The sequence below is a fragment of the Klebsiella sp. B345 genome (genome assembly GCF_051131735.1).
Taxonomy (GTDB): Bacteria; Pseudomonadota; Gammaproteobacteria; order Enterobacterales; family Enterobacteriaceae; genus Klebsiella.
Genome location: NZ_CP180443.1, coordinates 1,903,569 through 1,924,804 on the forward strand (window position 1 = coordinate 1,903,569; position 21,236 = coordinate 1,924,804).

Below are 21,236 nucleotides of genomic sequence, written 5' to 3' on the forward strand. Positions count from 1 at the left end.
CGAAATAATCAAAGCAGAAAATACCATGCCAACCATTGATGATGTTTCAAGATTAGCGAATGTCTCGAGAGCGACGGTATCTCGTGTGCTGACCGGCACCCGCGGCGTGCGTGACGAAAGCCGGGAAGCCGTCCTGCGGGCAGTGGAAGAGCTGAACTATCGCCCAAGTTTTGCCGCGCAGAATCTCGCCAGTCAAACATCCAATCATGTCGGCCTGGTCCTCCCGGTGCGGGATGAAAGCAGCAGCGCACGGCTGCTTCCTCTGCTGTCTGTGGCGCTCAAAAGCCTGAATAAAAACCTGATTGTCCAGTACGTGACGGATGCTGTCGAACAGGCCGCCGTTATCGACGACTTCCAGCGCCAGTGTGTCGCCGTTGTGGTGCTCGGTCCTCTGCCGGCGGATACACCGCGCAACGTGATCTCCTTCGATCGTTTCAGCATCGCCGGGGTCAACAATCAGGGTTACGACTACGCCTTCGCCACCGAAAGCGCCTGCCGCTACGTGATTGGTAAAGGCCATCGCCATATCGCCCTGCTCTCGGACAGCGACAGCGATGACGCCAGCCGCCAGATGCAGGAAGGCTATCGTAACGTCCTGCAAAACTACTCGATTCCTTTCAACCGCCAGCTGGTGCTGACGGCCAACGACGATGTCGAACAGGCCCTGCTTACGCTTATCAACAGCTTCAGCAAATATTCGGTGATTATCGTTAAGCGTGACCGCTACGCGGCGGAAGCCATGCGGCTGCTGCGCGAATTTAACGTTGCCGTACCGCAGGAAGTCTCGCTGCTGAGCCTTGAAGATTCGCCGCTGGCCTCGCTGCTCTATCCGCCGTTGACTTGTATCTCGTGGCCGCTGGAGCAACTGATGGAAAACTGCCTGCAGCGCATCCGCAACCTGATTGATGAGCGCCCGGCATTTGCCACCGAAGGACGGACTCTCGCAGGCCGCCTGATCCCACGCCAGTCAGTCGCCGACATTTCCTGATTTTATCCTGCCCGGGTTGTTATCCCCTGCCGGGCAGGCAGATAACCTGTTTTATTCCTGCGATTCCCCGCTTAGCTCCCGCGATATCCTTGCCGTGCTAATCATTACCAGACCATGCAAATAATAATCATTTTCATTTGCAAATAGCCTGTGCTATATAACATAGCAATGGCTATAAAAGATGATTAATTAACCACATCGCTATGAGGGATCTTATGCTGCATTTGCCGTCGCTGAAACATCTGCTCTTTACCACGCTGCTGGCCGTCATGACGATCGCCCCGGCTCAGGCTAACGAAAAATTCACCGTGATCACCACCTTTACGGTGATTGCCGATATGGCGCAAAACGTCGCCGGAGATGCGGCCCAGGTCAATTCGATAACCAAACCCGGCGCCGAGATCCACGAATATCAACCCACGCCAGGCGACATTAAACGCGCCCAGGGGGCGCAGTTGATCCTCACCAACGGTCTGAATCTGGAACTATGGTTCTCCCGCTTCTATCAGCATCTGAAAGGGGTGCCGGAAGTGGTGGTCAGCAACGGCATTCAACCGATGGGGATCAGCGATGGCCCCTATAACGGTAAACCCAACCCCCATGCGTGGATGTCGATGGATAACGCACTGATCTACGTCGATAACATTCGCAACGCGCTGGTGAAGTACGACCCTACTCATGCCGATACCTATCGCCAGAACGCCGAGGCCTACAAAGAGAAAATCCGCCAGACCATGGAGCCGCTGAAAGCGGAGCTGGCCCGGCTGCCGGAAGAGAAACGCTGGCTGGTCACCAGCGAAGGTGCCTTCTCCTATCTGGCCCGGGACAACGGCCTGAAGGAGCGCTATCTGTGGCCTATCAACGCTGACCAGCAGGGCACGCCGCAGCAGGTGCGTAAAACCATCGACATCATGAAGAAAGAGCATATCCCGACCATCTTCAGCGAAAGCACCATCTCTGATAAACCCGCGCGCCAGGTAGCGAGAGAAGCCGGCGCCCATTACGGCGGCGTGCTCTATGTGGACTCATTGAGCGCCGCCGACGGCCCGGTTCCGACCTATCTGGACCTGTTGCGCGTCACCACGCAAACCATCGTCCAGGGCATCAACGACGGCCTGAGGAAACAGCAATGAGTACAGACATCGCGGGCCTTGCGGTCAACCAGGTCAGCGTCACCTATCGCAATGGTCACACGGCGCTGCGCGATGCGACGTTCAGCGTCCCGCGCGGTTCGATTGCCGCGCTGGTCGGGGTGAATGGCTCAGGGAAATCGACGCTGTTTAAAGCGCTGATGGGGTTTGTTCGCCTGTCCCACGGCGACATTGCGATTCTTGGTCAGCCGGTAAATCGCGCCCTGCGCCAGAACCTGGTGGCCTATGTACCGCAGTCTGAGGATGTGGACTGGTCCTTCCCGGTGCTGGTGGAGGATGTGGTAATGATGGGCCGCTATGGGCATATGGGCTGGCTGCGGCGGGCTAAAGCCGAGGATCACCAACGCGTCGATGCGGCGCTGGCCCGGGTCGGCATGAGCGACTACCGCCATCGGCAAATCGGCGAGCTTTCCGGCGGGCAGAAAAAGCGGGTGTTTCTTGCCCGCGCCATCGCTCAACAAGGCCAGGTGATTCTGCTCGACGAACCGTTCACCGGCGTTGACGTTCAGACCGAAGCGCGGATCATCGCCCTGCTGCGCGAACTACGTGATGAAGGCTGCACCATGCTGGTCTCCACCCATAATCTCGGGTCGGTCAGCGAGTTTTGCGATTATACGGTGATGGTCAAAGGTACCGTGCTGGCCAGCGGGCCGACGGAAACCACCTTTACTGCCGGAAACCTTGAGCGCGCGTTCAGCGGCGTCCTGCGTCACGTGGTGCTCAGCGGCGGTGAAACCCAGGTCATTACTGACGATGAACGTCCGTTTATCAGCCGCCGGGCGACGGGCGGTGAAGAGTGAACTGGCTGCTTGAGCCATTTGGCTATCAATACATGCTGAATGCGATGTGGGTGTCGGCGTTGGTGGGCGGCGTATGCGCTTTTCTTTCCTGCTACCTGATGCTGAAAGGCTGGTCATTGATTGGCGATGCCCTCTCCCACTCCATCGTACCCGGCGTTGCCGGAGCCTATATGCTGGGTCTGCCCTTTGCCGTCGGCGCGTTTCTCTCCGGCGGACTGGCGGCAGGCAGCATGCTGTTTCTCAACCAACGTTCGAAGCTCAAAGAAGACGCCATTATTGGCCTGATATTCTCCTCGTTCTTTGGCATCGGGCTGTTTATGGTCTCCCTCAACCCTACTTCGGTGAATATCCAGACCATTATTCTCGGGAATATTCTGGCGATTGCGCCGGAGGATATTATCCAGCTGGCGGCCATCGGATCGCTTTCAATGGTGATTCTGCTGCTGAAATGGAAAGACCTGATGGTGACCTTTTTCGATGAAAGTCATGCCCGCTCCATTGGCCTCAATACCACCGGGCTGAAGCTGCTGTTCTTTACCCTGCTGGCAGCCTGTACCGTGGCGGCCCTGCAAACCGTGGGCGCCTTCCTGGTGATTTGCCTGGTGGTTACCCCCGGCGCCACCGCCTGGCTGCTGACCGATCGCTTTCCGCGCCTGCTGGCGATTGCCGTCGCCATTGGCAGCCTGACCAGCTTTTTCGGCGCCTGGCTAAGCTACTATCTGGACGGTGCCACCGGCGGCATTATCGTGGTGGCCCAGACGCTGATCTTTTTAATCACCTTTGTGATGGCGCCCAAACACGGTCTGCTGGCTAACCGTCGCCGCGCCAGGAGGTCTTCATGCTAATAACAACCCTCCTCGAGCCCTTCCAGTTTTCGTTTATGGTTAACGCCATCCTGGTGGCGACGATTGTCGCCGTCCCGTGCGCGTTGCTGTCGGTATTTCTGGTGCTGAAAGGCTGGGCATTAATGGGAGATGCCATGAGCCACGCGGTCTTCCCCGGCGTAGTGGTGGCCTACATTATCGGCATTCCGTTCGCTATCGGCGCCTTTGTCGCTGGCCTGTTCTGCGCCGTGGCCACCGGCTATCTCGACGATAACAGCCGCATCAAGCGCGATACCATTATGGGTATTGTCTTTTCCGGGATGTTTGGCGCCGGGCTGGTGCTGTACGTCTCGATCCAGTCTGAGGTCCATCTCGACCACATTCTGTTTGGCGATATGCTGGGGATTTCGGCGAGTGATATTGGGCAAACGTCGGCGATTGCCTTAATTATCACGCTGATCGTTGGGTTAAAGTGGCGTGATTTTGTGCTGCATGCCTTCGACCCGCATCAGGCCAAAGCCAGTGGCTTGCGCTGTGGGTTGCTGCACTACGGGCTGCTGTGCATGATTGCGCTGACCATCGTGGCGACGCTGAAGGCGGTAGGAATTATTCTGTCGATCTCGCTGCTGATTGCCCCTGGCGCCATTGCGCTGCTGCTGACCCGACGGTTTATCAGCGCGCTGCTGCTGGCGGTAGGCATCGCCGTTAGCTGTAGCTTTGCTGGCGTCTGGCTGTCGTTTTATCTGGATAGCGCACCGGCGCCGACGATCGTCGTGCTGTTCAGCGCGCTGTTTGTGATCGCCTTTGTCGGTACGTCGGTTCGCGATAGTCGAACCCAGGCAACCGTGGGTGGCGGTTAGTCGCCAGAGTACGCATCGCCAGCGAAGAGATCATCGCGACTTTTTAGGCCGGTATTTTTCCGGGAGCTCCGGCACCGGGCGTTTATCATCAATCAGATGGCGAAGGGTCAGAATCGGGTGCTGCCAGAGCATGCGCGGCCCTGCCCAACGCATGATCTGCTTCATCTCTTCGCGTTTTTGCGGCTGGTAGCAGTGGACCGGGCACTGCTTACAGGCCGGTTTTTCCTCACCAAACACGCACTTATCCAGCCGCTTATCCGCATAAGCGTTCAGTGCCTGATAGTGCTCCGCATCGCCCTGCGCATCCGGGCAGCGGCGCTGGTAGAGCGCAATCATGCAACGAATGGTCTGTTTCTCACGGTCGATGCGTTTTCCTGCCATGGCCTTTCCCCTCAATAAAGATGCAAAAATAATACACCTTTAACGTATCGGGCGCAGCCGTTTTTCCCCTGCCGCTTACGCCGGATCCGCCGGTTTATCCACGTGCCCCAGCGCTTTTTCCGGGAAGCAGACATCGCGAACCCGGCGCTTCAGTTCGGCGGCATCCGGGAAGCCCTGATCCTGCTTGCGCTCCCAGATTTGTACCTCGTCCACGTGGATCGTGAAGATCCCTCCGGTGCCGGGAACCAGCTTCACCGAGGCAATATCGGTGCTGAAAGTATGCAGCAGCTCCTGCGCCATCCAGCTGGCGCGCAGCATCCAGTTACATTGCGAGCAGTAGTTAATAGTGATGTTGGCTTTATGGCTCATGGTGATCTCACGGTGTCTGAAAGGGCAAATTGTAAACAAATTGCAGATAAAATGAGGAATAATTGATTATCTTGTTGCAAATGATAATGCCTATTATTACCATTCGCAATCAATAAGCATGGAGAATACGGTCCGTCAGGGAAACAACGGGACTAACCTGCAAATCTGGAAGTAACGCGTGAGCCGATACTAATAATTATCAAGGCGTGGCTACTATGTATAAATCCACTCAATCACCTGTCTGGTTTAAAAAAAGCCTGCTGGTGACTTCTTTGCTCGCAGCAATGTATCAGACCACCGCCGGGGCGGCTGATACCACAACTCAAACCGCGATCAACGATGCTTCGTCCGATACGACGGAGCAGATGACGGTCACGGCACCTGCGCCAGTGCTTAAACCGGGCAGCGAACATTCGGTTAGCGCCCAGGAACTGCAGGACAAAGGAGCCAAAGACTTTGGCTCCATCATGCGTTACGAACCGTTGATTAGCGCAACTGGCGCCAGCGGTGGTTCGGGCAACGGCAAGAGCGGCTTCGACCGCGGCGGCTACACCGGGTATAACATTCGCGGCCTGGAAAGCAACCGCGTCGGCATTGACGTCGACGGCATTGCCCAGCCGGACGCCACCGGACGCAGCTACGTTAGCCGCGCAGGCCTGAATACCTTCGGTATCGGCCGTGATTATATCGACCCGTACATGTACGGCAGCATCGATATTCAGTCCGGTGCGACCTCGACTGAAACCGTTAATACCTCTATCGGCGGGAATGTCTCCTTCCAGCCAAAATCGGCGGATGACTATCTGCATCCGGGAAAAACCAGCGCGTTTGGTTACCGCAGCGGCTATGACTCGGCGGACCGGAGCTGGCATAACGGCGTGACGGTGGCGGGCGGTGATGAAACCCTGCGCGGCATTTTCGTTTACAGCCGCCGCGATGGCCAGGAGACGGAAAATAACAGCGGTACGGTAGATGCGTACCCGGCAAACTGGCACTCCGACGCGTTTATGGCTTCCGGGATCTGGCAGCCTAACGACGAACACAAGCTGACCAGCACCTTCGATTACTACCACAAAACCAACCATACCCATTACGATGCGTGGGATTCCAGCGGTAACAGCGTTATCGGCACGTCGAACCAGACCAGCCAGACTCGTCGCTGGGGCATCAGCCTGAAAGACGACTGGACGCCGATGAATGACTACATCGACAGCATGTCGACCAAAGTCTATTACCAGCACACCGAAGCCCACGACTGGACCTACATGCCGGACAGCACCTCCCTGGCAATGGAAACGGTCAACTCCAACTACGATACCGACACCTGGGGCTTCCAGACCGCGCTGGCGAAGTCGATCGGCCGTCATGACCTGAGCGCCGGCCTGAACGCCAGCACCACCAAAACTCAGCGTCCGTTTAGCCAGTCGCCGGTACCAAGCGTCTATACCGCGATCATGCAGCCGGAAGCGGACAGCCGTGGCTACACGCTGGGCGGCTTCGTGCAGGACAAGATCAACTTCGATCTGGATAGCCACAATTTTGCGGTGATCCCGGGCGTGCGCGTGGTGCATCAATCCACCAAGCCTGAGAACCTCAGCTCGCTGACTACTAACAGCAGCGTGCTGACCGAAGACTCGGTTGCCACCCTGTACGGCAAAAACTCCGACACCCAGGTCTTGCCGTCCTTAACCTTCCAGTACGACATTACGCCACGCACCATGACCTATCTGCAGTACAAGCGTGGCGCTGAATTCCCGAATGCCAGCCAGCTGTACGGCTCGTGGAACCTCGGATCCAGCTACGCCGGCCGGGCGCAATACGCGTTGATTGGTAACACCGATCTGAAAACCGAAACCAGCGATAACTTCGAATGGGGCTTAAAAGGTGAAGTGGTGGAAGGGATCACCATGCGCACCGCGCTGTTCTACAACAGCTATAAAAACTTCATCGCCTATAGCCGCTATACGCGCTCTGGTAATCCGGATAAGTTCAGCAATGTTCCGTCGAATATCTACACCATTTATCAGGCGGAAAACCGTGATAAAGCCTATATCTACGGCGGTGAAATCAGTGCGAAGTTTAATTTCGGCACCTGGTTTGAAGAGGTCAACGGTCTGAGCGCGACCCTTGCCTACGGTTACAACGAAGGCAAGTCGAAATCCAGCTACAGCGGCGACAAATATGTCGACATCGATAGCGTTGCGCCAATGAAAGCGATTGTCGGCGTAGCATGGGATGACCCGGCAAAACGCTATGGTACCGCGCTGACCGCAACCTTTGTTAAAGGCAAGCAGGCCACTGCGACCAACCGCGAAAGCTACTCCAACAGCGGCACCGCGATCACCGACTCCACCAGCGAATACATGCGCGTACCGGGCTACGGCATGCTGGACTGGACCGCTTACTGGCAGGTGGCGAAGAACGTGCGCCTGAACGGCGGCGTGTACAATATTACCGATCGTAAATACTGGGATTACCTGAGCAGCCGCAATATTGAGACATCCACAAACCAGGATGCCAACGATAAAGCGCTGGCGGTCATGCCGGGCCGTACCTGGCAGTTGGGCGTCAACGTCGACTTCTGATCGCCGCAATAATAATAAACCTGCTCCCCGGCCTGACGAGGCCGGGGATATTCATCGTAGAGAAGGATGTGAATTATGCAAAACGCGCAAAACGACCTGTGGCAGCGTTATCAGACCGCCAAAGCCAACTCATCCGCCAAATATGCGCGCGATATCGCCGCCGAAATGGCAATCAGTGAAGCCGAACTGACCGCCGCGCGCGTCGGGTATGACGCCACGCGCCTGCAGGACGACGCACGAGTGCTGATTGCCGGGCTGGAAAGCGTCGGTGAGACCAAATGCATCTGCCGTAACGAATATGCGGTCCATGAGCAGGTTGGCCAGTTTACCCACCAGCATCTGAGCGGCCACGCAGGGCTGGTTCTCAACCCGCGCGCGCTCGATCTGCGCCTGTTCCTCAGCCAGTGGGCCAGCGCCTTCCACCTGAACGACAACGGTCGTCAGAGCATCCAGTTCTTCGACCATCACGGCGACGCGCTGCTGAAGGTTTACACCACCGATCAGACCGATATAGTGGCGTGGGATGCCCTGGTTGCCGGGCACACCCAGACCGATCCTCAGGCGCTGGCGCTGCGCCCGGTCGATGCCCCCCGCTACGCGGATTCCGCCGACGGCGCCGCGCTGGAAAGCGAATGGCGCGCCATGACCGACGTGCATCAGTTCTTCGGACTGCTGCGCAAATATAACCTCTCGCGCCAGCAGGCGTTCCGCCTGGTTAATGACGACCTGGCCTGCCGCATTGACCGCGATGCCCTGCCGCGTCTGCTGGAGACCATCCGCGAAGAAGGGAACGAGATCATGATCTTCGTTGGTAACCGCGGCTGTGTACAGATCTTTACCGGCGCGCTGGAAAAACTCACGCCGATGCGCGGCTGGCTGAACATCTTCAACACCACCTTTACCTTGCACCTGCGTGAAGACAGCATCGATGAAGTGTGGGTAACCCGCAAGCCCACTTCAGATGGCCACGTCACCAGCGTGGAACTGTTTGCCCAGGACGGAACCCAGATTGCTCAGCTGTACGGGCAACGCAGCGAAGGCCACCCGGAGCAAGCGACGTGGCGGAGCCAGGTTGACAGCCTGACAACGCAGGGACAAACCGCATGAAATACTGGCTGATGTTATGTGCCGCATTTCCGCTGTGGGCCCATGCGGCAACCGAGCGCATTGTGTCGCTCGGCGGCGACGTGACAGAAATCGTGTATGCCCTGCAGGCGCAACAGCAGCTGGTCGCCAAAGACAGCACCAGCACCTGGCCTCCCGCCGCGCATGCGCTCCCGGATGTTGGCTATATCCGCCAGCTTAATGCCGAAGGGATCCTCTCTTTGCGCCCGACGTTGGTGCTGGCGAGCGCGCAGGCCCAGCCTTCGCTGGTGCTGAAAAAGGTGCAGGAGAGCCAGGTAAAAGTGGTCAATATTCCGGGTGGAAACGACCTTGCGGCAATTGATACTAAAATTGCGGCCGTGGCCGAGGCACTGGGCAAAGAGGCGCAAGGCAATACGCTACGCCAGACGGTCGCCGCTCAAATCGCCAGGATACCGACACAGCCCATCAACAAGCGGGTGCTGTTTATTCTCAGCCATGGCGGCATGAACACTATGGTTGCCGGGAAACAGACCGCGGCGGACGGCGCTATTCGGGCGGCCGGGCTGCAAAACGCAATGCAGGGTTTTGACCATTATCGCAGTATGTCCCAGGAAGGGGTGGTCGCGAGTCTGCCGGATCTGGTGGTGATCTCCGCCGATGGTCTCAAAGGCATGGGCGGCGAAGCCGGACTGTGGAAACTGCCCGGCCTCGCGCAAACCCCGGCCGGCCGTAACCAGCAGGTGCTGGTGATTGATGATATGGCCCTGCTCGGCTTTGGCCCGCGTACGCCTGAAGCCGTCAGCCAGCTGCGCCAAAAAGCGGAGCAGCTCCCCTGATGCGCCCCACCACCTCCCGCTATTTGTGGCTAATGGTGCTGCTGCTGATCGGCCTGACGTTGTTCGCCACGACCCTCGGGGCGATGCAGTTGCCGATTGCCAGCCTGTGGCCACCCGGTGATGAGATGCTCCGCCATATCTGGCTGACAATTCGTCTGCCGCGGGTACTGCTGGCGCTGCTGGTCGGCGCCGCGCTGGCGCTCTCTGGCTGCGTCATGCAGGGGCTGTTTCGTAACCCGCTGGCAGATCCTGGCCTGTTGGGGATCAGCAGTGGCGCAGCGCTGGCGGTCGCCTGCTGGCTGGTGTTGCCGCTGTCGGTTCCGGTCCTGGTGGCGCTGTATGCTCCGATGCTGGCGGCATTTATCGGCAGCATGGCGGTGATGGTGGTGATTTTTATCCTTAGCAAAGCCGGGGATGGTTCGCTCTCGCGCCTGCTGCTGGTCGGCATCGCCATTAACGCGCTGTGCGGCGCGCTGGTTGGCGTGCTGGCGTGGATCAGCAACGATACCCAGCTGCGCCAGCTTTCGCTATGGGGGATGGGCAGCCTCGGACAGGCCGAATGGTCGACGCTGCTGGTAGCGGCCACCTTAATGATCCCTGCCTCGGCGATCGTCTGGCTGATGGCGTCGCGCCTTAATCTGCTCCAGCTTGGCGATGAAGAAGCGCATTACCTTGGCATCAACGTCCGGGCGTTGCAGCGGCTGTTGCTGCTGTGCAGCGCGCTGCTGGTGGCCTCGTCGGTGGCGATCAGCGGGGTAATTGGTTTTATCGGCCTGGTGGTTCCGCACCTGATGCGCATGTGGCTGGGGCCAGACCATCGCGGGCTGGTGCCGGGTTCGCTGCTGGCCGGGGCGATTTTACTGCTGCTGGCCGATACCCTTGCCCGCACCGTCGCGGCACCGGCTGAAATGCCGGTCGGTCTGCTGACCAGCATGCTCGGTGCGCCGTGGTTTTTGTGGCTTATTTTTCGCCAGCAGAGGGCAACCTATGGATAACCTGAATCACGCTTACAGCGCCACCTCCCTCTCTTTGCAACTGGGTAAACGCCGGGTGATTGATGATGTTTCGGTGCAGCTGCACACGGGAGAAGTGGCGGCGCTGATTGGCCCGAACGGCGCCGGAAAATCGACGCTGCTTCGGCTGCTGACCGGTTTCCTGGTCCCGGATGACGGCGAACGTCAGGTGGAAGGCCGTCCGCTGGAAAGCTGGTCCCCCGATGCGCTTTCCCGTCGCCGGGCGGTGATGCTGCAGCGCACGCAGCTACAGGCCGACTGGCCCGTTGAAACGGTGATCGCCATGGGACGCTCGCCGTGGGGTAAAAAACCGGACCCGCAGATGATTGAGCAGGTGATGGTGGAAACCGGCTGTGATCATCTGGCGGGCAGACGCTACCCGTCGCTTTCCGGTGGCGAACAGCAGCGGGTGCAGCTGGCCCGTAGTCTCGCCCAGCTGTGGCATGAAAATGCCCCCCAGGGCTGGCTGTTTCTCGATGAACCGACTTCGGCGCTGGATCTGTACTATCAGCAGCATCTGCTGCGCTTGCTTAAACGGCTGACCCGCAGCGGCCTGCTGCACGTCTGCGTGGTACTGCACGATCTCAATCTCGCCGCGCTTTGGGCAGACCGAATTCTGCTACTGCATCAGGGCAAGCTGGTGGCTCAGGGAACACCGCATGAGGTCATCCGCCAGTCGGTGATCGGCCGCTGGTACGGTGCCGAGGTGCGCCTGGGCGAACACCCGGATATCGCCATCCCGCAGGTCTATCTGGCGCCGTAAACGTCAAACGCCATCACCTTGCTTACGCAGGTAAAACCGGGCCATCCGCCAAACTCCGCTGCGGCGGAGTTTCTTACATTAAGCGGAATGTCATTCAGCAAATTTCAGCAACGCGTCACCATCCAGGCGATAGCGTACCCACTCGGACTGCGGCAACGCGCCGATGCTCAGGTAAAAATCGATGGCGGGCTGGTTCCAGTCGAGCACGCTCCATTCAAGACGGCCGCACTGCCGTTGCACCGCGCATTGCGCGATATGTTTCAGCATCGCCCTTCCCGCCCCTTTGCCGCGATATTCAGGGGAAATATACAAATCTTCCATATAGATACCGTTACGTCCAAGCCAGGTGGAGTAGCTGGTAAAGAAGACGGCATAGCCTACCGATGTGCCATCAATTTCGCAGATGAGCGCTTCGGTCTTGCTGTCTGCGCCAAACAGCGTTTCGCGGATCTCATCTGGCGTGGTAACGACCTGCTCCGGGGCTTTTTCATACACCGCCAGTTCATAGATCATATCGTAAATGGTGGTGACATCTTCCGGGCGGGCCTGGCGAATCCTGATGCTCATAAGTTTTCCTGTTATGACGGTCTGGCGTGAACATTGATGGCGCTAAGCATAAGGGTTATTGTCAGGAGAATTAAGTGCAATGAAATCACGTAATGATGAATATTATGCATCCGGCGCTACGGCGTATTGATTTAAATCTCCTGCCTGTTTTCGATGCGATCTATCGTCATCGTTCGGTTCGCCTGGCGGCGGATGAGCTGGCGATGAGCACCTCGGCGTTGAGCCACGCGTTATCGCGGCTACGGCTCTCCCTCAACGATCCGTTGTTTTATCGTGAAGGCCACCGGATGTGCCCCAGCGTGTATGCCATTCAGCTCGCGCCGACCCTGGGCGCGGCGCTGAAACTACTAAACCAGGAGCTGACGCCGCAGCCGAAATTTGAAGCCGCCAGCAGTACCGAGTGTTTACACATTGCGATTACCGATTTTACCGCGTTTTGCATTTTCCCGGCCCTGATGCACAAGCTGCAGCATGCCGCGCCGGGCCTGCGCTTCGAGCTACGCTATCTGCCGCACAGCCCGGCATTAACCGAATTGCTGGCAGGCGAAGTGGATTTGGCGCTTGGGTTCAGCACGGCGGAAGATATCCGGCATCCGGAGCTGGATGAGCTCAGTTGGTTCGAAGATGAGTATGTTGTCATCAGCAATACCCGTCGGACAGCGCTGACGCTGGAGGATTATCTCGCTGCCCAGCATCTGGTGGTGACGCCCTGGAATGAGAAACTGGGGGTACTGGATTTACAGCTGGAACAGATGGGATATACCCGCCAGACCACTATCAAAACACCGTCAATGCTCAGTGCGCCGTTCATTGTGGCGGAAAGCGACCTGCTGATGGCCATTCCCCGTTTTGCCGCTAATAAGCTGCTGCCGGCAGCGGATATCAAGATGTTCGCGCTCCCCTTCGAAATCCCGCCATTTGAAGTGAAAATTTACTCTCATAAGCGCAGCGGTAAGCGGGATGTAACCCACTGGCTTAAGGAAGTCCTGCAGGCGCTGGCACACGAGGTCAGGTCGCAAACATAAAGGCGTGCCGGTCCCATTCGCTGATAACCATAGCCAGCCGTTATACATGACTATTACCCTCTGACGAGAATACTCTTCGCTGGATTCGATTCGCGTTTTTCGTCAAACTGACGGCATGCCAGTACCGCCTGGCGCAACGCAGCGAACGTCAGATATGACAGCAAGAATATCGTTGCGGGCCAGGCGAGAAAATTTGCGAGTTTATGTGGATTTACAGGGATTGAGCATGGGCCACATAAGCACTAGAAAGACTAAAAAAAGAGTAATACCACTATGACTGAAGCCACAGACAAGGACTTCTCCAATCACACCCCCATGATGCAGCAGTATCTGAAGCTGAAAGCTCAGCACCCGGAGATCCTGCTGTTCTACCGGATGGGTGATTTCTACGAACTGTTTTATGACGACGCTAAACGCGCTTCACAGCTGCTTGATATCTCGCTGACCAAACGCGGCGCCTCGGCGGGCGAACCAATCCCCATGGCCGGGATCCCCCACCATGCCGTGGAAAACTATCTCGCAAAGCTGGTGAATCAGGGCGAGTCGGTGGCGATTTGCGAACAGATTGGCGATCCGGCCACCACCAAGGGGCCGGTCGAGCGCAAAGTGGTGCGCATCGTCACCCCCGGCACCATCAGCGATGAAGCGCTGTTGCAGGAGCGCCAGGATAACCTGCTGGCCGCCATCTGGCAGGACAGCAAAGGCTTTGGCTATGCCACCCTGGATATCAGCTCCGGTCGTTTTCGCCTCAGCGAACCGGCGGACCGAGAAACCATGGCTGCAGAACTGCAGCGCACCAACCCGGCCGAGCTGCTGTACGCTGAAGATTTCGCCGAGTCCTCGCTGATCGAAGGCCGTCGCGGCCTGCGCCGCCGTCCGCTGTGGGAATTTGAAATCGATACCGCCCGTCAGCAGCTGAATTTACAGTTTGGTACCCGCGATCTGGTCGGTTTCGGCGTCGAAAACGCGCCTCGCGGCCTGTGTGCTGCCGGCTGCCTGCTGCAGTACGTCAAAGATACGCAGCGCACTTCCCTGCCGCATATTCGTTCCATCACCATGGAGCGCCAGCAGGATAGTATCATCATGGATGCGGCGACCCGCCGTAACCTCGAGATTACCCAGAACCTGGCCGGCGGTTTCGACAATACCCTGGCGTCGGTGCTCGACTGCACCGTGACGCCAATGGGCAGCCGCATGCTGAAACGCTGGCTGCATATGCCGGTACGCGACACCACGGTGCTCGTTGAGCGTCAACAGACCATCGGCGCATTGCAGGAGTACTACAGCGACCTGCAGCCGGTTCTGCGCCAGGTCGGCGATCTGGAACGTATCCTCGCACGACTGGCGCTGCGTACCGCACGCCCTCGCGATCTTGCCCGCATGCGTTACGCATTCCAGCAGCTGCCGGCCCTGCGTGAAATGCTGGCTGACGTCAGCTGTGCGCCGGTTCAGCAACTGCGCGATAAAATGGGCGAGTTCAGCGAACTGCGCGAGCTGCTGGAGCAGGCGATTATCGAGTCGCCGCCGGTGCTGGTGCGTGACGGCGGGGTCATCGCCCCGGGCTACAATGAGGAGCTCGACGAATGGCGCGCCCTGGCAGATGGCGCCACCGACTATCTCGATAAGCTGGAAATTCGCGAACGTGAACGTCTGGGCCTGGACACCCTGAAGGTCGGCTACAATGCCGTTCATGGTTACTACATCCAGATCAGCCGCGGCCAGAGCCAGCATGCGCCAATCCACTACGTCCGCCGCCAGACGCTGAAAAACGCCGAGCGCTACATTATTCCGGAACTGAAGGAGTATGAAGACAAGGTTCTGACCTCGAAAGGCAAAGCCCTGGCGCTGGAGAAACAGCTCTACGAGCAGCTGTTCGATATGCTGCTGCCGCACCTGGCCGACCTTCAGCAGAGCGCCAACGCGCTGGCAGAGCTCGATGTGCTGATCAACCTCGCCGAGCGCGCGGAAACGCTGAACTACTGCTGCCCGACCTTTAGCGACAAGCCGGGCATTCGCATCACTGAAGGCCGTCACCCGGTCGTCGAGCAGGTGCTGAAAGAGCCGTTCATCGCCAACCCGCTGAACCTGGCGCCGCAGCGGCGGATGTTGATTATTACCGGGCCGAATATGGGCGGTAAAAGTACCTATATGCGTCAGACTGCGCTTATCGCGCTGCTGGCCTATATCGGCAGCTACGTCCCGGCAGAGAAAGTCGAGATCGGTCCCATCGATCGTATCTTTACCCGCGTCGGGGCAGCAGATGACCTGGCAAGCGGTCGTTCAACCTTCATGGTCGAAATGACCGAAACTGCCAATATTCTGCATAACGCCACCGAACACAGCCTGGTGCTGATGGACGAAATCGGCCGTGGTACCTCCACCTACGACGGACTGTCGCTGGCGTGGGCCTGTGCGGAAAGCCTCGCCAATAAGATTAAAGCGCTGACGCTGTTTGCCACCCACTACTTCGAACTGACACAGCTGCCGGAGAAAATGGAAGGGGTCGCCAACGTCCATCTGGACGCGCTGGAGCACGGCGACACCATCGCCTTCATGCACAGCGTACAGGATGGTGCGGCCAGTAAGAGCTACGGTCTGGCGGTTGCCGCGTTGGCCGGCGTGCCGAAAGAGGTGATCAAGCGTGCGCGCCAGAAGCTGCGCGAGCTGGAGAGCATTGCCCCCAACGCGGCTGCCACTCAGGTGGACGGCACCCAGATGTCGCTGCTGTCGGCTCCGGAAGAGACCTCTCCGGCTCTCGAAGCGCTGGAACATCTTGACCCGGATTCACTCACCCCGCGTCAGGCGCTGGAGTGGATTTATCGGCTGAAAAGTCTGGCGTAATCCCCCTCCTCCTCTGAACGTCACTCCCGGGCAAGCGGCAACGCTTTGCCCGGGTCTGCACCGCAGGAGTAACCGAAAACTCCGGCAGGTTACCCCACCCGCTGGCGTAAAAAATCGATAAACGCCCGGACCTTAGTCGGCACGTGCCGCGCGTCCGGGTAAACCGCATAGACCCCCTGCGGTGGAAAGCTCAGCTCCGGTAGCAAATGGATCAAACGCTCCTGCGCCAACGATGAGGCCACCAGCCACTCCGGCAACAGCGCCACGCCGCTGCCGGCCAGGACGAAGGCCATTAGCGCATTGGCGCTGTCCGCCGACAGACGCGGGGTCTTTTTAATCTCAAAACCAATAGCCTTCTCCCCCAATCCGCTCAGCTGCCAGCGCAGCGGGGTTTGCAGGCGCTCGTGAATAATCCACTCGGCCTGGGCCAGGTCTTCGAGGGTTGCCAGCGGATGCTGCGCCAGCCACGCGGGAGCGGCAACGGGCAGGATCGCAAAGCGCGAGATCAGCGCCGCACGGTAGCGCGAGTCCGCCAGGGTCCCGAGGCGAATGGCGACATCAAACCGTTCAGAGATTAAATCGGCATGATGCGAGGAGGAAACGTGGCGCACGCGCAGCGCCGGGTACAGCTGACTAAACTCGGCCAGCGCGGGAACAACCACCCGTGCCCCGTATTCCGGGGTGGTAGTAATACGCAGCTCGCCGCTCAATCCAGCGTGGCTGGCCCGCACCTCATCCTGAAGATTCTCCGCCGCCTTCAGCAACCCGACGCCGCGCTGATAGAACACCGTTCCTGCGTCCGTCAGGGTCAACCGCCGCGTAGAGCGTAAAAGCAGCGTGACGCCAAGCTCGTTCTCCAGTTGCCGCACGTTAAAGCTCACCACCGCCTTGGTCTGGGCCAGGGCAACCGCTGCCGCGGTAAAACTTCCACAGTCCACGACCGCCACAAACATGGCCATACGTTGCAGATTTAGCATGCTAATTCGGCTTATTGTCAAAAATTTTAAGACAGTATATCCCGCTTCACCGCGTTTATCCGCCCGACGCCGGCGGGTAGAGTAGCGACCTTCTTTACCGGAGATCGCCATGACCCATCGCAGCAAGGTTGCCACCGTTTTTCTGCTCGGTTTTTTTCTCGACTTAATCAATATGTTTATCGCCAGCGTTGCCTTTCCCGACATGAGCCGGGCGCTTAACGCCTCCGTGGGCGAACTCACCTGGGTCAGCAACGGCTATATTGTCGGGCTCACGCTGGTGATCCCCTTTAGCGCCTGGCTTGCGCAGAGATTTGGCGCCCGCCACGTTTTTCTGCTGTCACTGCTGCTGTTCAGCGCCGCAGCGCTGGGAGCTGGAATGGCGGATTCGCTGAGCGCGCTGGTTTTCTGGCGCACCCTGCAGGGGATCGGCGGCGGGCTATTAATTCCCGTTGGCCAGGCAATGACCTGGCAGTACTTTCAGAGCCACGAGCGGGCAAAGCTCTCTGCCGCAGTAATGCTGGTCGGGTTGCTGGCTCCCGCCTGCTCTCCGGCGCTTGGCGGGCTGCTGGTGCAGACGTTCAGCTGGCGCTGGGTCTTCTTTGCCAGCCTGCCCGTCGCAGCCCTGACGCTTATCCTGGCTACCTGCTGGCTTGAAAAAGAGGCGAAAACGACGCGTCCGAGCCGCTTTTTACACCTGCCGCTGCTGGCCGACCCGCTGCTGCGCTTCGCGATGCTGGTTTACCTCTGCGTCCCCGGCACGTTTATTGGCATCAACGTGGTCGGCCTGTTTTATCTACAAACCCTCACCGGTATGTCGCCTTCCGCCGTCGGTTCACTGATGTTGCCGTGGTCGCTGGCATCGTTTGTGGCGATTACGCTGACCGGCAGATACTACAATCGATTCGGCCCCCGACCGTTTATTATCAGCGGATGCCTGCTCCAGGCGGCGGGGATCTCACTGCTGATCGGCGTCGGCCCGCAGACTTCCGCGAGCACGCTGATAAGCGCCTTCACGTTGATGGGCGCAGGTGGCAGCCTGTGCAGCAGCACGGCGCAAAGCAGCGCCTTTTTGAATATCGCCAACCACCACCTGCCGGACGCCAGCGCGCTGTGGAATATCAACCGTCAGCTCAGCTTTTTAGCCGGTGCGGCGCTGCTGGCGTCGCTGCTCAGCGTCCTGCTCCACCATTATTCCACCCCGCAGGCGTGGCGCGGGGTGTTTATGACCGCAGCCGGGATTACCCTCATCCCCTTACTGAGCTGCCTGCGATTCGACAATCGGGCGCTGATCCGGCGCCTGCATAGCAAAATGGAGAAGAAATGAACGCATATTTTGAGGAAGTTGTTGATGCCCACGTCGTTATTGAAAACTGGTTAGGCCGCAAGGAAGGGAGCGCGGCGGCGTTAATGGCACGCTTTACTCACGATTTTACCCTGCTCACCACCGGCGGTGCTCATATGGATCATCTAAAGGTCAGCGACTTTTTCCAACAGGCCGGTGGCAGCCGCGCGGGCCTGAAGATCGCCATTGATAGCCTTACGGAGCTTGCCCGCTGGCACAATGGCGCGGTGGTTCTCTATCGGGAAACGCAGACCCTACCCGGACAGGCGCCGACGGCACGCTGGTCAACGGTAGTGTTCAGGCTGAAGGATGAGCAGATTTTGTGGCGCCATCTGCAGGAGACCTGGCAGAGGTAAAATCAGGCTGACCAGGAAAGGAAAAGGCCCAATCTTGCGATCGGGCCTTTTTGAGAGAAAATGTCTTATTCGCGGAATAGCGCTTCGATGTTCAGCCCCTGGCCTTGCAGGATCTCCCGCAGGCGGCGCAGCCCTTCAACCTGAATCTGACGAACGCGTTCGCGGGTCAGACCAATTTCACGGCCAACATCTTCAAGCGTAGCGGCTTCATAACCCAGCAAACCGAAACGACGGGCCAGCACTTCACGCTGCTTGGCGTTCAGTTCGAACAGCCATTTTACGATGCTTTGTTTCATATCATCGTCTTGCGTGGTGTCTTCCGGACCGTTGTCTTTCTCATCGGCCAGAATATCCAGCAGCGCTTTTTCCGAGTCACCACCCAGCGGCGTATCCACCGAGGTAATGCGCTCGTTCAGACGCAGCATACGGCTCACGTCATCAACCGGCTTATCCAGCTGTTCGGCAATCTCTTCCGCACTCGGCTCGTGGTCCAGTTTATGGGACAACTCACGGGCGGTACGCAGATAGACGTTCAGCTCTTTAACGATATGGATAGGCAAACGGATGGTACGGGTTTGGTTCATGATCGCCCGTTCAATCGTTTGACGGATCCACCAGGTTGCGTAAGTTGAGAAACGGAACCCACGTTCCGGGTCAAACTTCTCAACCGCACGGATCAGCCCCAGATTGCCCTCTTCAATCAGATCCAGCAGCGCCAGACCACGATTGCTGTACCGACGAGCAATCTTCACCACCAACCGCAGGTTACTTTCGATCATCCTGCGGCGTGATGCGACATCACCACGCAACGCGCGACGAGCGAAATAAACTTCTTCTTCCGCTGTCAGCAGTGGGGAATAACCAATCTCACCAAGATAGAGCTGTGTCGCATCAAGCACGCGTTGTGTTGCGCCTTGCGACAGGAGATCTTCCTCAGCCAGATCGCTATCACTGGGTTCCTCTTCTACTAAGGCTTTCTCATCGAAGGCCTCGACTCCGTTCTCATCAAATTCCGCGTCTTCATTTAAATCATGAACTTTCAGCGTATTCTGACTCATAAAGATGGCTCCTACCCGTGATCCCTGAGCAAAGCACCTTCGCGATGACCCGTCATACTTCAAGTTGCATGAGCGTTGGCTTTCCTGCAACTCGAATTACTTAGGGTGTATATCAATCAAATAACGCCAGGACGGAAACTTTTGCCCCACTGAAGGGGCGATGACAACCGGCCTGACGCCAGTAAACTGATATGACGCTTATCCGTACTCTGCCAAATTATCGCTGCGGTAAATATTGCAGCGGGTTGACGGATTTCCCCTTGTAACGAATTTCAAAGTGTAATCTTGTAGAGCTGGTGCCGGTGCTACCCATGGTAGCGATTTTCTGCCCCGCTTTAACTTCCTGTTGCTCCCGGACCAGCATTGTATCGTTATGAGCGTAGGCACTCAGGTAATCATCGTTGTGTTTGATGATAATAAGATTACCGTAACCGCGCAGCGCATTACCGGCATAGACGACGCGACCATCAGCTGTCGCGACAATAGCCTGTCCCTTACTGCCTGCAATATCAATCCCTTTATTGCCGCCTTCGGCACCACTAAAGTTTTCGATAACTTTGCCGTCAGTCGGCCAGCGCCATGCGGAGATCGGCGAACTGGTTGACGTACTGCTTGCAGTCGGTTGGGTAGTGCTGACAGCTGGAGCCGTAACCGGCGCGACGGTGGTCGTCGCAGGCTTATTGTTCGGCAACATCTTATTAGCATTCTGTTCACCTGAAGATTCAGAATACGTAATAGTTGGTTGCGACGCAACCACTGCGGTGGATTTTTGTGCAGAAGTTGCGGCCGCCGTCATACCGCCGCTGGACTGTGCGCTGGCCTGGGCAACCGCGTTATCGCCGGTAATCGGCTGGCCGGCAGAGTTGCCAACCTGCAGCGTCTGACCGACGTTCAGGCCATACGGTGCGGGGATATTATTACGCTGGGCAAGGTCACGGAAATCGTTGCCGGTAACCCATGCAATATAGAACAGCGTGTCGCCGCGTTTCACGGTGTAAGTGCTGCCACCAGTGTAGCTGCCTTTCGGAATATCGCCATATTTACGGTTATAGACGATCTTGCCATCGACGGTCTGCACCGGCTGTTGCGCCACTGGCTGAACCTGAGTCTTCTGCGTCTGAACCGGCTGAATCTGCGGGGCGGTTTGTACCGCTGTGGAGGATCCTGTTGGCGACGGCGGGGTAATCAGCATCCCGGAATTGGTTCCGGAAGAAGAGGCTCCACCCGCTGAACTAACCGGTGCAGGCGGGTTATTGTTATTTGAACAACCTGCCAGCCAGAGTGAAACCAGTGATAACGCCGCAATGCGACTTAAGGTAAATTTTGGGCTTCCCGCGCTCATTTATCCCCCAGGAATATGTTAACTGCCAATATCTTGCTTACCGGGCAACACCCGGCCAGGACACTGAAAATG

Annotated in this window: 20 protein-coding genes; 14 read left to right on the forward strand and 6 right to left on the reverse strand. The window is 57.8% G+C overall.

Going from position 1 to position 21,236, the window contains the following annotated elements; all coding sequences use genetic code 11:
- Positions 1-25 precede the first annotated feature (25 nt).
- From ACMYSO_RS08870 to ACMYSO_RS08890, 5 genes are all read left to right on the forward strand, one after another.
- Positions 26-988, forward strand: a complete 963-nt coding sequence (locus tag ACMYSO_RS08870) for a LacI family DNA-binding transcriptional regulator (protein ID WP_123756757.1) — start codon at positions 26-28, stop codon at positions 986-988.
- Between the two features lie 215 nt (positions 989-1,203).
- Positions 1,204-2,121, forward strand: a complete 918-nt coding sequence (locus ACMYSO_RS08875) for a metal ABC transporter substrate-binding protein (RefSeq protein ID WP_434670171.1) — start codon at positions 1,204-1,206, stop codon at positions 2,119-2,121.
- Positions 2,118-2,939, forward strand: a complete 822-nt coding sequence (locus tag ACMYSO_RS08880; RefSeq protein WP_434670173.1) for a manganese/iron ABC transporter ATP-binding protein — start codon at positions 2,118-2,120, stop codon at positions 2,937-2,939. The genes ACMYSO_RS08875 and ACMYSO_RS08880 overlap by 4 nt, the downstream gene beginning before the upstream one ends.
- A complete protein-coding gene (gene sitC / locus ACMYSO_RS08885) occupies positions 2,936-3,784 on the forward strand; it encodes an iron/manganese ABC transporter permease subunit SitC (RefSeq protein ID WP_434583327.1) in 849 nt (282 codons plus the stop codon). The genes ACMYSO_RS08880 and sitC overlap by 4 nt, the downstream gene beginning before the upstream one ends.
- The gene (locus ACMYSO_RS08890) at positions 3,778-4,623 is read left to right on the forward strand and encodes a metal ABC transporter permease (RefSeq protein ID WP_434670174.1); all 846 of its coding nucleotides are present in this window, start codon (positions 3,778-3,780) and stop codon (positions 4,621-4,623) included. Before sitC ends, ACMYSO_RS08890 begins: the two co-directional genes overlap by 7 nt.
- 30 nt (positions 4,624-4,653) lie before the next feature.
- Here the strand turns inward: ACMYSO_RS08890 and ACMYSO_RS08895 are convergent, their stop codons facing one another.
- Together ACMYSO_RS08895 and ACMYSO_RS08900 are read right to left on the reverse strand one after the other, a co-directional pair.
- Positions 4,654-5,004, reverse strand: coding sequence for a nitrous oxide-stimulated promoter family protein (locus ACMYSO_RS08895; RefSeq protein ID WP_434670175.1), 351 nt, complete (start codon positions 5,002-5,004; stop codon positions 4,654-4,656).
- Positions 5,005-5,079: 75 nt separating this feature from the next.
- Complete coding sequence (locus tag ACMYSO_RS08900) at positions 5,080-5,373, reverse strand: SelT/SelW/SelH family protein (protein WP_123756752.1); 294 nt, start codon at positions 5,371-5,373, stop codon at positions 5,080-5,082.
- 215 nt (positions 5,374-5,588) lie between these two features.
- Here ACMYSO_RS08900 and ACMYSO_RS08905 point away from each other — a divergent pair, with 215 nt between their 5' ends.
- The 5 genes from ACMYSO_RS08905 to ACMYSO_RS08925 all read left to right on the forward strand — a co-directional run bounded on the left by ACMYSO_RS08905 (position 5,589) and on the right by ACMYSO_RS08925 (position 11,656).
- Positions 5,589-7,958, forward strand: coding sequence for a TonB-dependent receptor domain-containing protein (locus tag ACMYSO_RS08905; RefSeq protein ID WP_434670176.1), 2,370 nt, complete (start codon positions 5,589-5,591; stop codon positions 7,956-7,958).
- Positions 7,959-8,033: 75 nt separating this feature from the next.
- Positions 8,034-9,065, forward strand: coding sequence for a hemin-degrading factor (locus ACMYSO_RS08910; protein ID WP_434670177.1), 1,032 nt, complete (start codon positions 8,034-8,036; stop codon positions 9,063-9,065).
- Positions 9,062-9,880, forward strand: coding sequence for a heme/hemin ABC transporter substrate-binding protein (locus ACMYSO_RS08915; protein WP_434670178.1), 819 nt, complete (start codon positions 9,062-9,064; stop codon positions 9,878-9,880). Before ACMYSO_RS08910 ends, ACMYSO_RS08915 begins: the two co-directional genes overlap by 4 nt.
- On the forward strand, positions 9,880-10,875 hold the full coding sequence (locus ACMYSO_RS08920) for a FecCD family ABC transporter permease (protein WP_434670180.1): 996 nt from the start codon (positions 9,880-9,882) through the stop codon (positions 10,873-10,875). Before ACMYSO_RS08915 ends, ACMYSO_RS08920 begins: the two co-directional genes overlap by 1 nt.
- A 1-nt stretch (position 10,876) precedes the next feature.
- Positions 10,877-11,656, forward strand: a complete 780-nt coding sequence (locus tag ACMYSO_RS08925; protein ID WP_434670775.1) for a heme ABC transporter ATP-binding protein — start codon at positions 10,877-10,879, stop codon at positions 11,654-11,656.
- Positions 11,657-11,746: 90 nt separating this feature from the next.
- Here the strand turns inward: ACMYSO_RS08925 and ACMYSO_RS08930 are convergent, their stop codons facing one another.
- Positions 11,747-12,223 carry a GNAT family N-acetyltransferase gene (locus tag ACMYSO_RS08930; protein ID WP_434670181.1) on the reverse strand — a complete coding sequence of 159 codons (477 nt, stop codon included), beginning with the start codon at positions 12,221-12,223 and terminating at the stop codon, positions 11,747-11,749.
- 92 nt (positions 12,224-12,315) lie between these two features.
- On the opposite strand from ACMYSO_RS08930, the gene ACMYSO_RS08935 reads away from it, so the two are divergent.
- Positions 12,316-13,248, forward strand: a complete 933-nt coding sequence (locus ACMYSO_RS08935) for a LysR family transcriptional regulator (protein ID WP_434670182.1) — start codon at positions 12,316-12,318, stop codon at positions 13,246-13,248.
- Between the two features lie 273 nt (positions 13,249-13,521).
- Entirely contained in the window at positions 13,522-16,089 is a 2,568-nt protein-coding gene (mutS, locus tag ACMYSO_RS08940; RefSeq protein WP_434670183.1) for a DNA mismatch repair protein MutS, read from the forward strand.
- A gap of 89 nt (positions 16,090-16,178) precedes the next feature.
- Here the strand turns inward: mutS and ACMYSO_RS08945 are convergent, their stop codons facing one another.
- A complete protein-coding gene (locus ACMYSO_RS08945; protein ID WP_434670184.1) occupies positions 16,179-17,066 on the reverse strand; it encodes a LysR family transcriptional regulator in 888 nt (295 codons plus the stop codon).
- Between the two features lie 109 nt (positions 17,067-17,175).
- On the opposite strand from ACMYSO_RS08945, the gene ACMYSO_RS08950 reads away from it, so the two are divergent.
- Positions 17,176-18,390, forward strand: a complete 1,215-nt coding sequence (locus tag ACMYSO_RS08950; protein WP_434670186.1) for an MFS transporter — start codon at positions 17,176-17,178, stop codon at positions 18,388-18,390.
- On the forward strand, positions 18,387-18,764 hold the full coding sequence (locus ACMYSO_RS08955) for a DUF4440 domain-containing protein (protein ID WP_434670188.1): 378 nt from the start codon (positions 18,387-18,389) through the stop codon (positions 18,762-18,764). Before ACMYSO_RS08950 ends, ACMYSO_RS08955 begins: the two co-directional genes overlap by 4 nt.
- A 65-nt stretch (positions 18,765-18,829) precedes the next feature.
- Here ACMYSO_RS08955 and rpoS read toward each other — a convergent pair whose 3' ends face one another.
- Positions 18,830-19,822, reverse strand: a complete 993-nt coding sequence (rpoS, locus tag ACMYSO_RS08960; RefSeq protein ID WP_123756740.1) for an RNA polymerase sigma factor RpoS — start codon at positions 19,820-19,822, stop codon at positions 18,830-18,832.
- 217 nt (positions 19,823-20,039) lie between these two features.
- Positions 20,040-21,164 (reverse strand): murein hydrolase activator NlpD, encoded by a 1,125-nt coding sequence (nlpD, locus tag ACMYSO_RS08965; RefSeq protein ID WP_434583310.1) that lies wholly within the window; start codon positions 21,162-21,164, stop codon positions 20,040-20,042.
- Positions 21,165-21,236 lie beyond the last annotated feature (72 nt).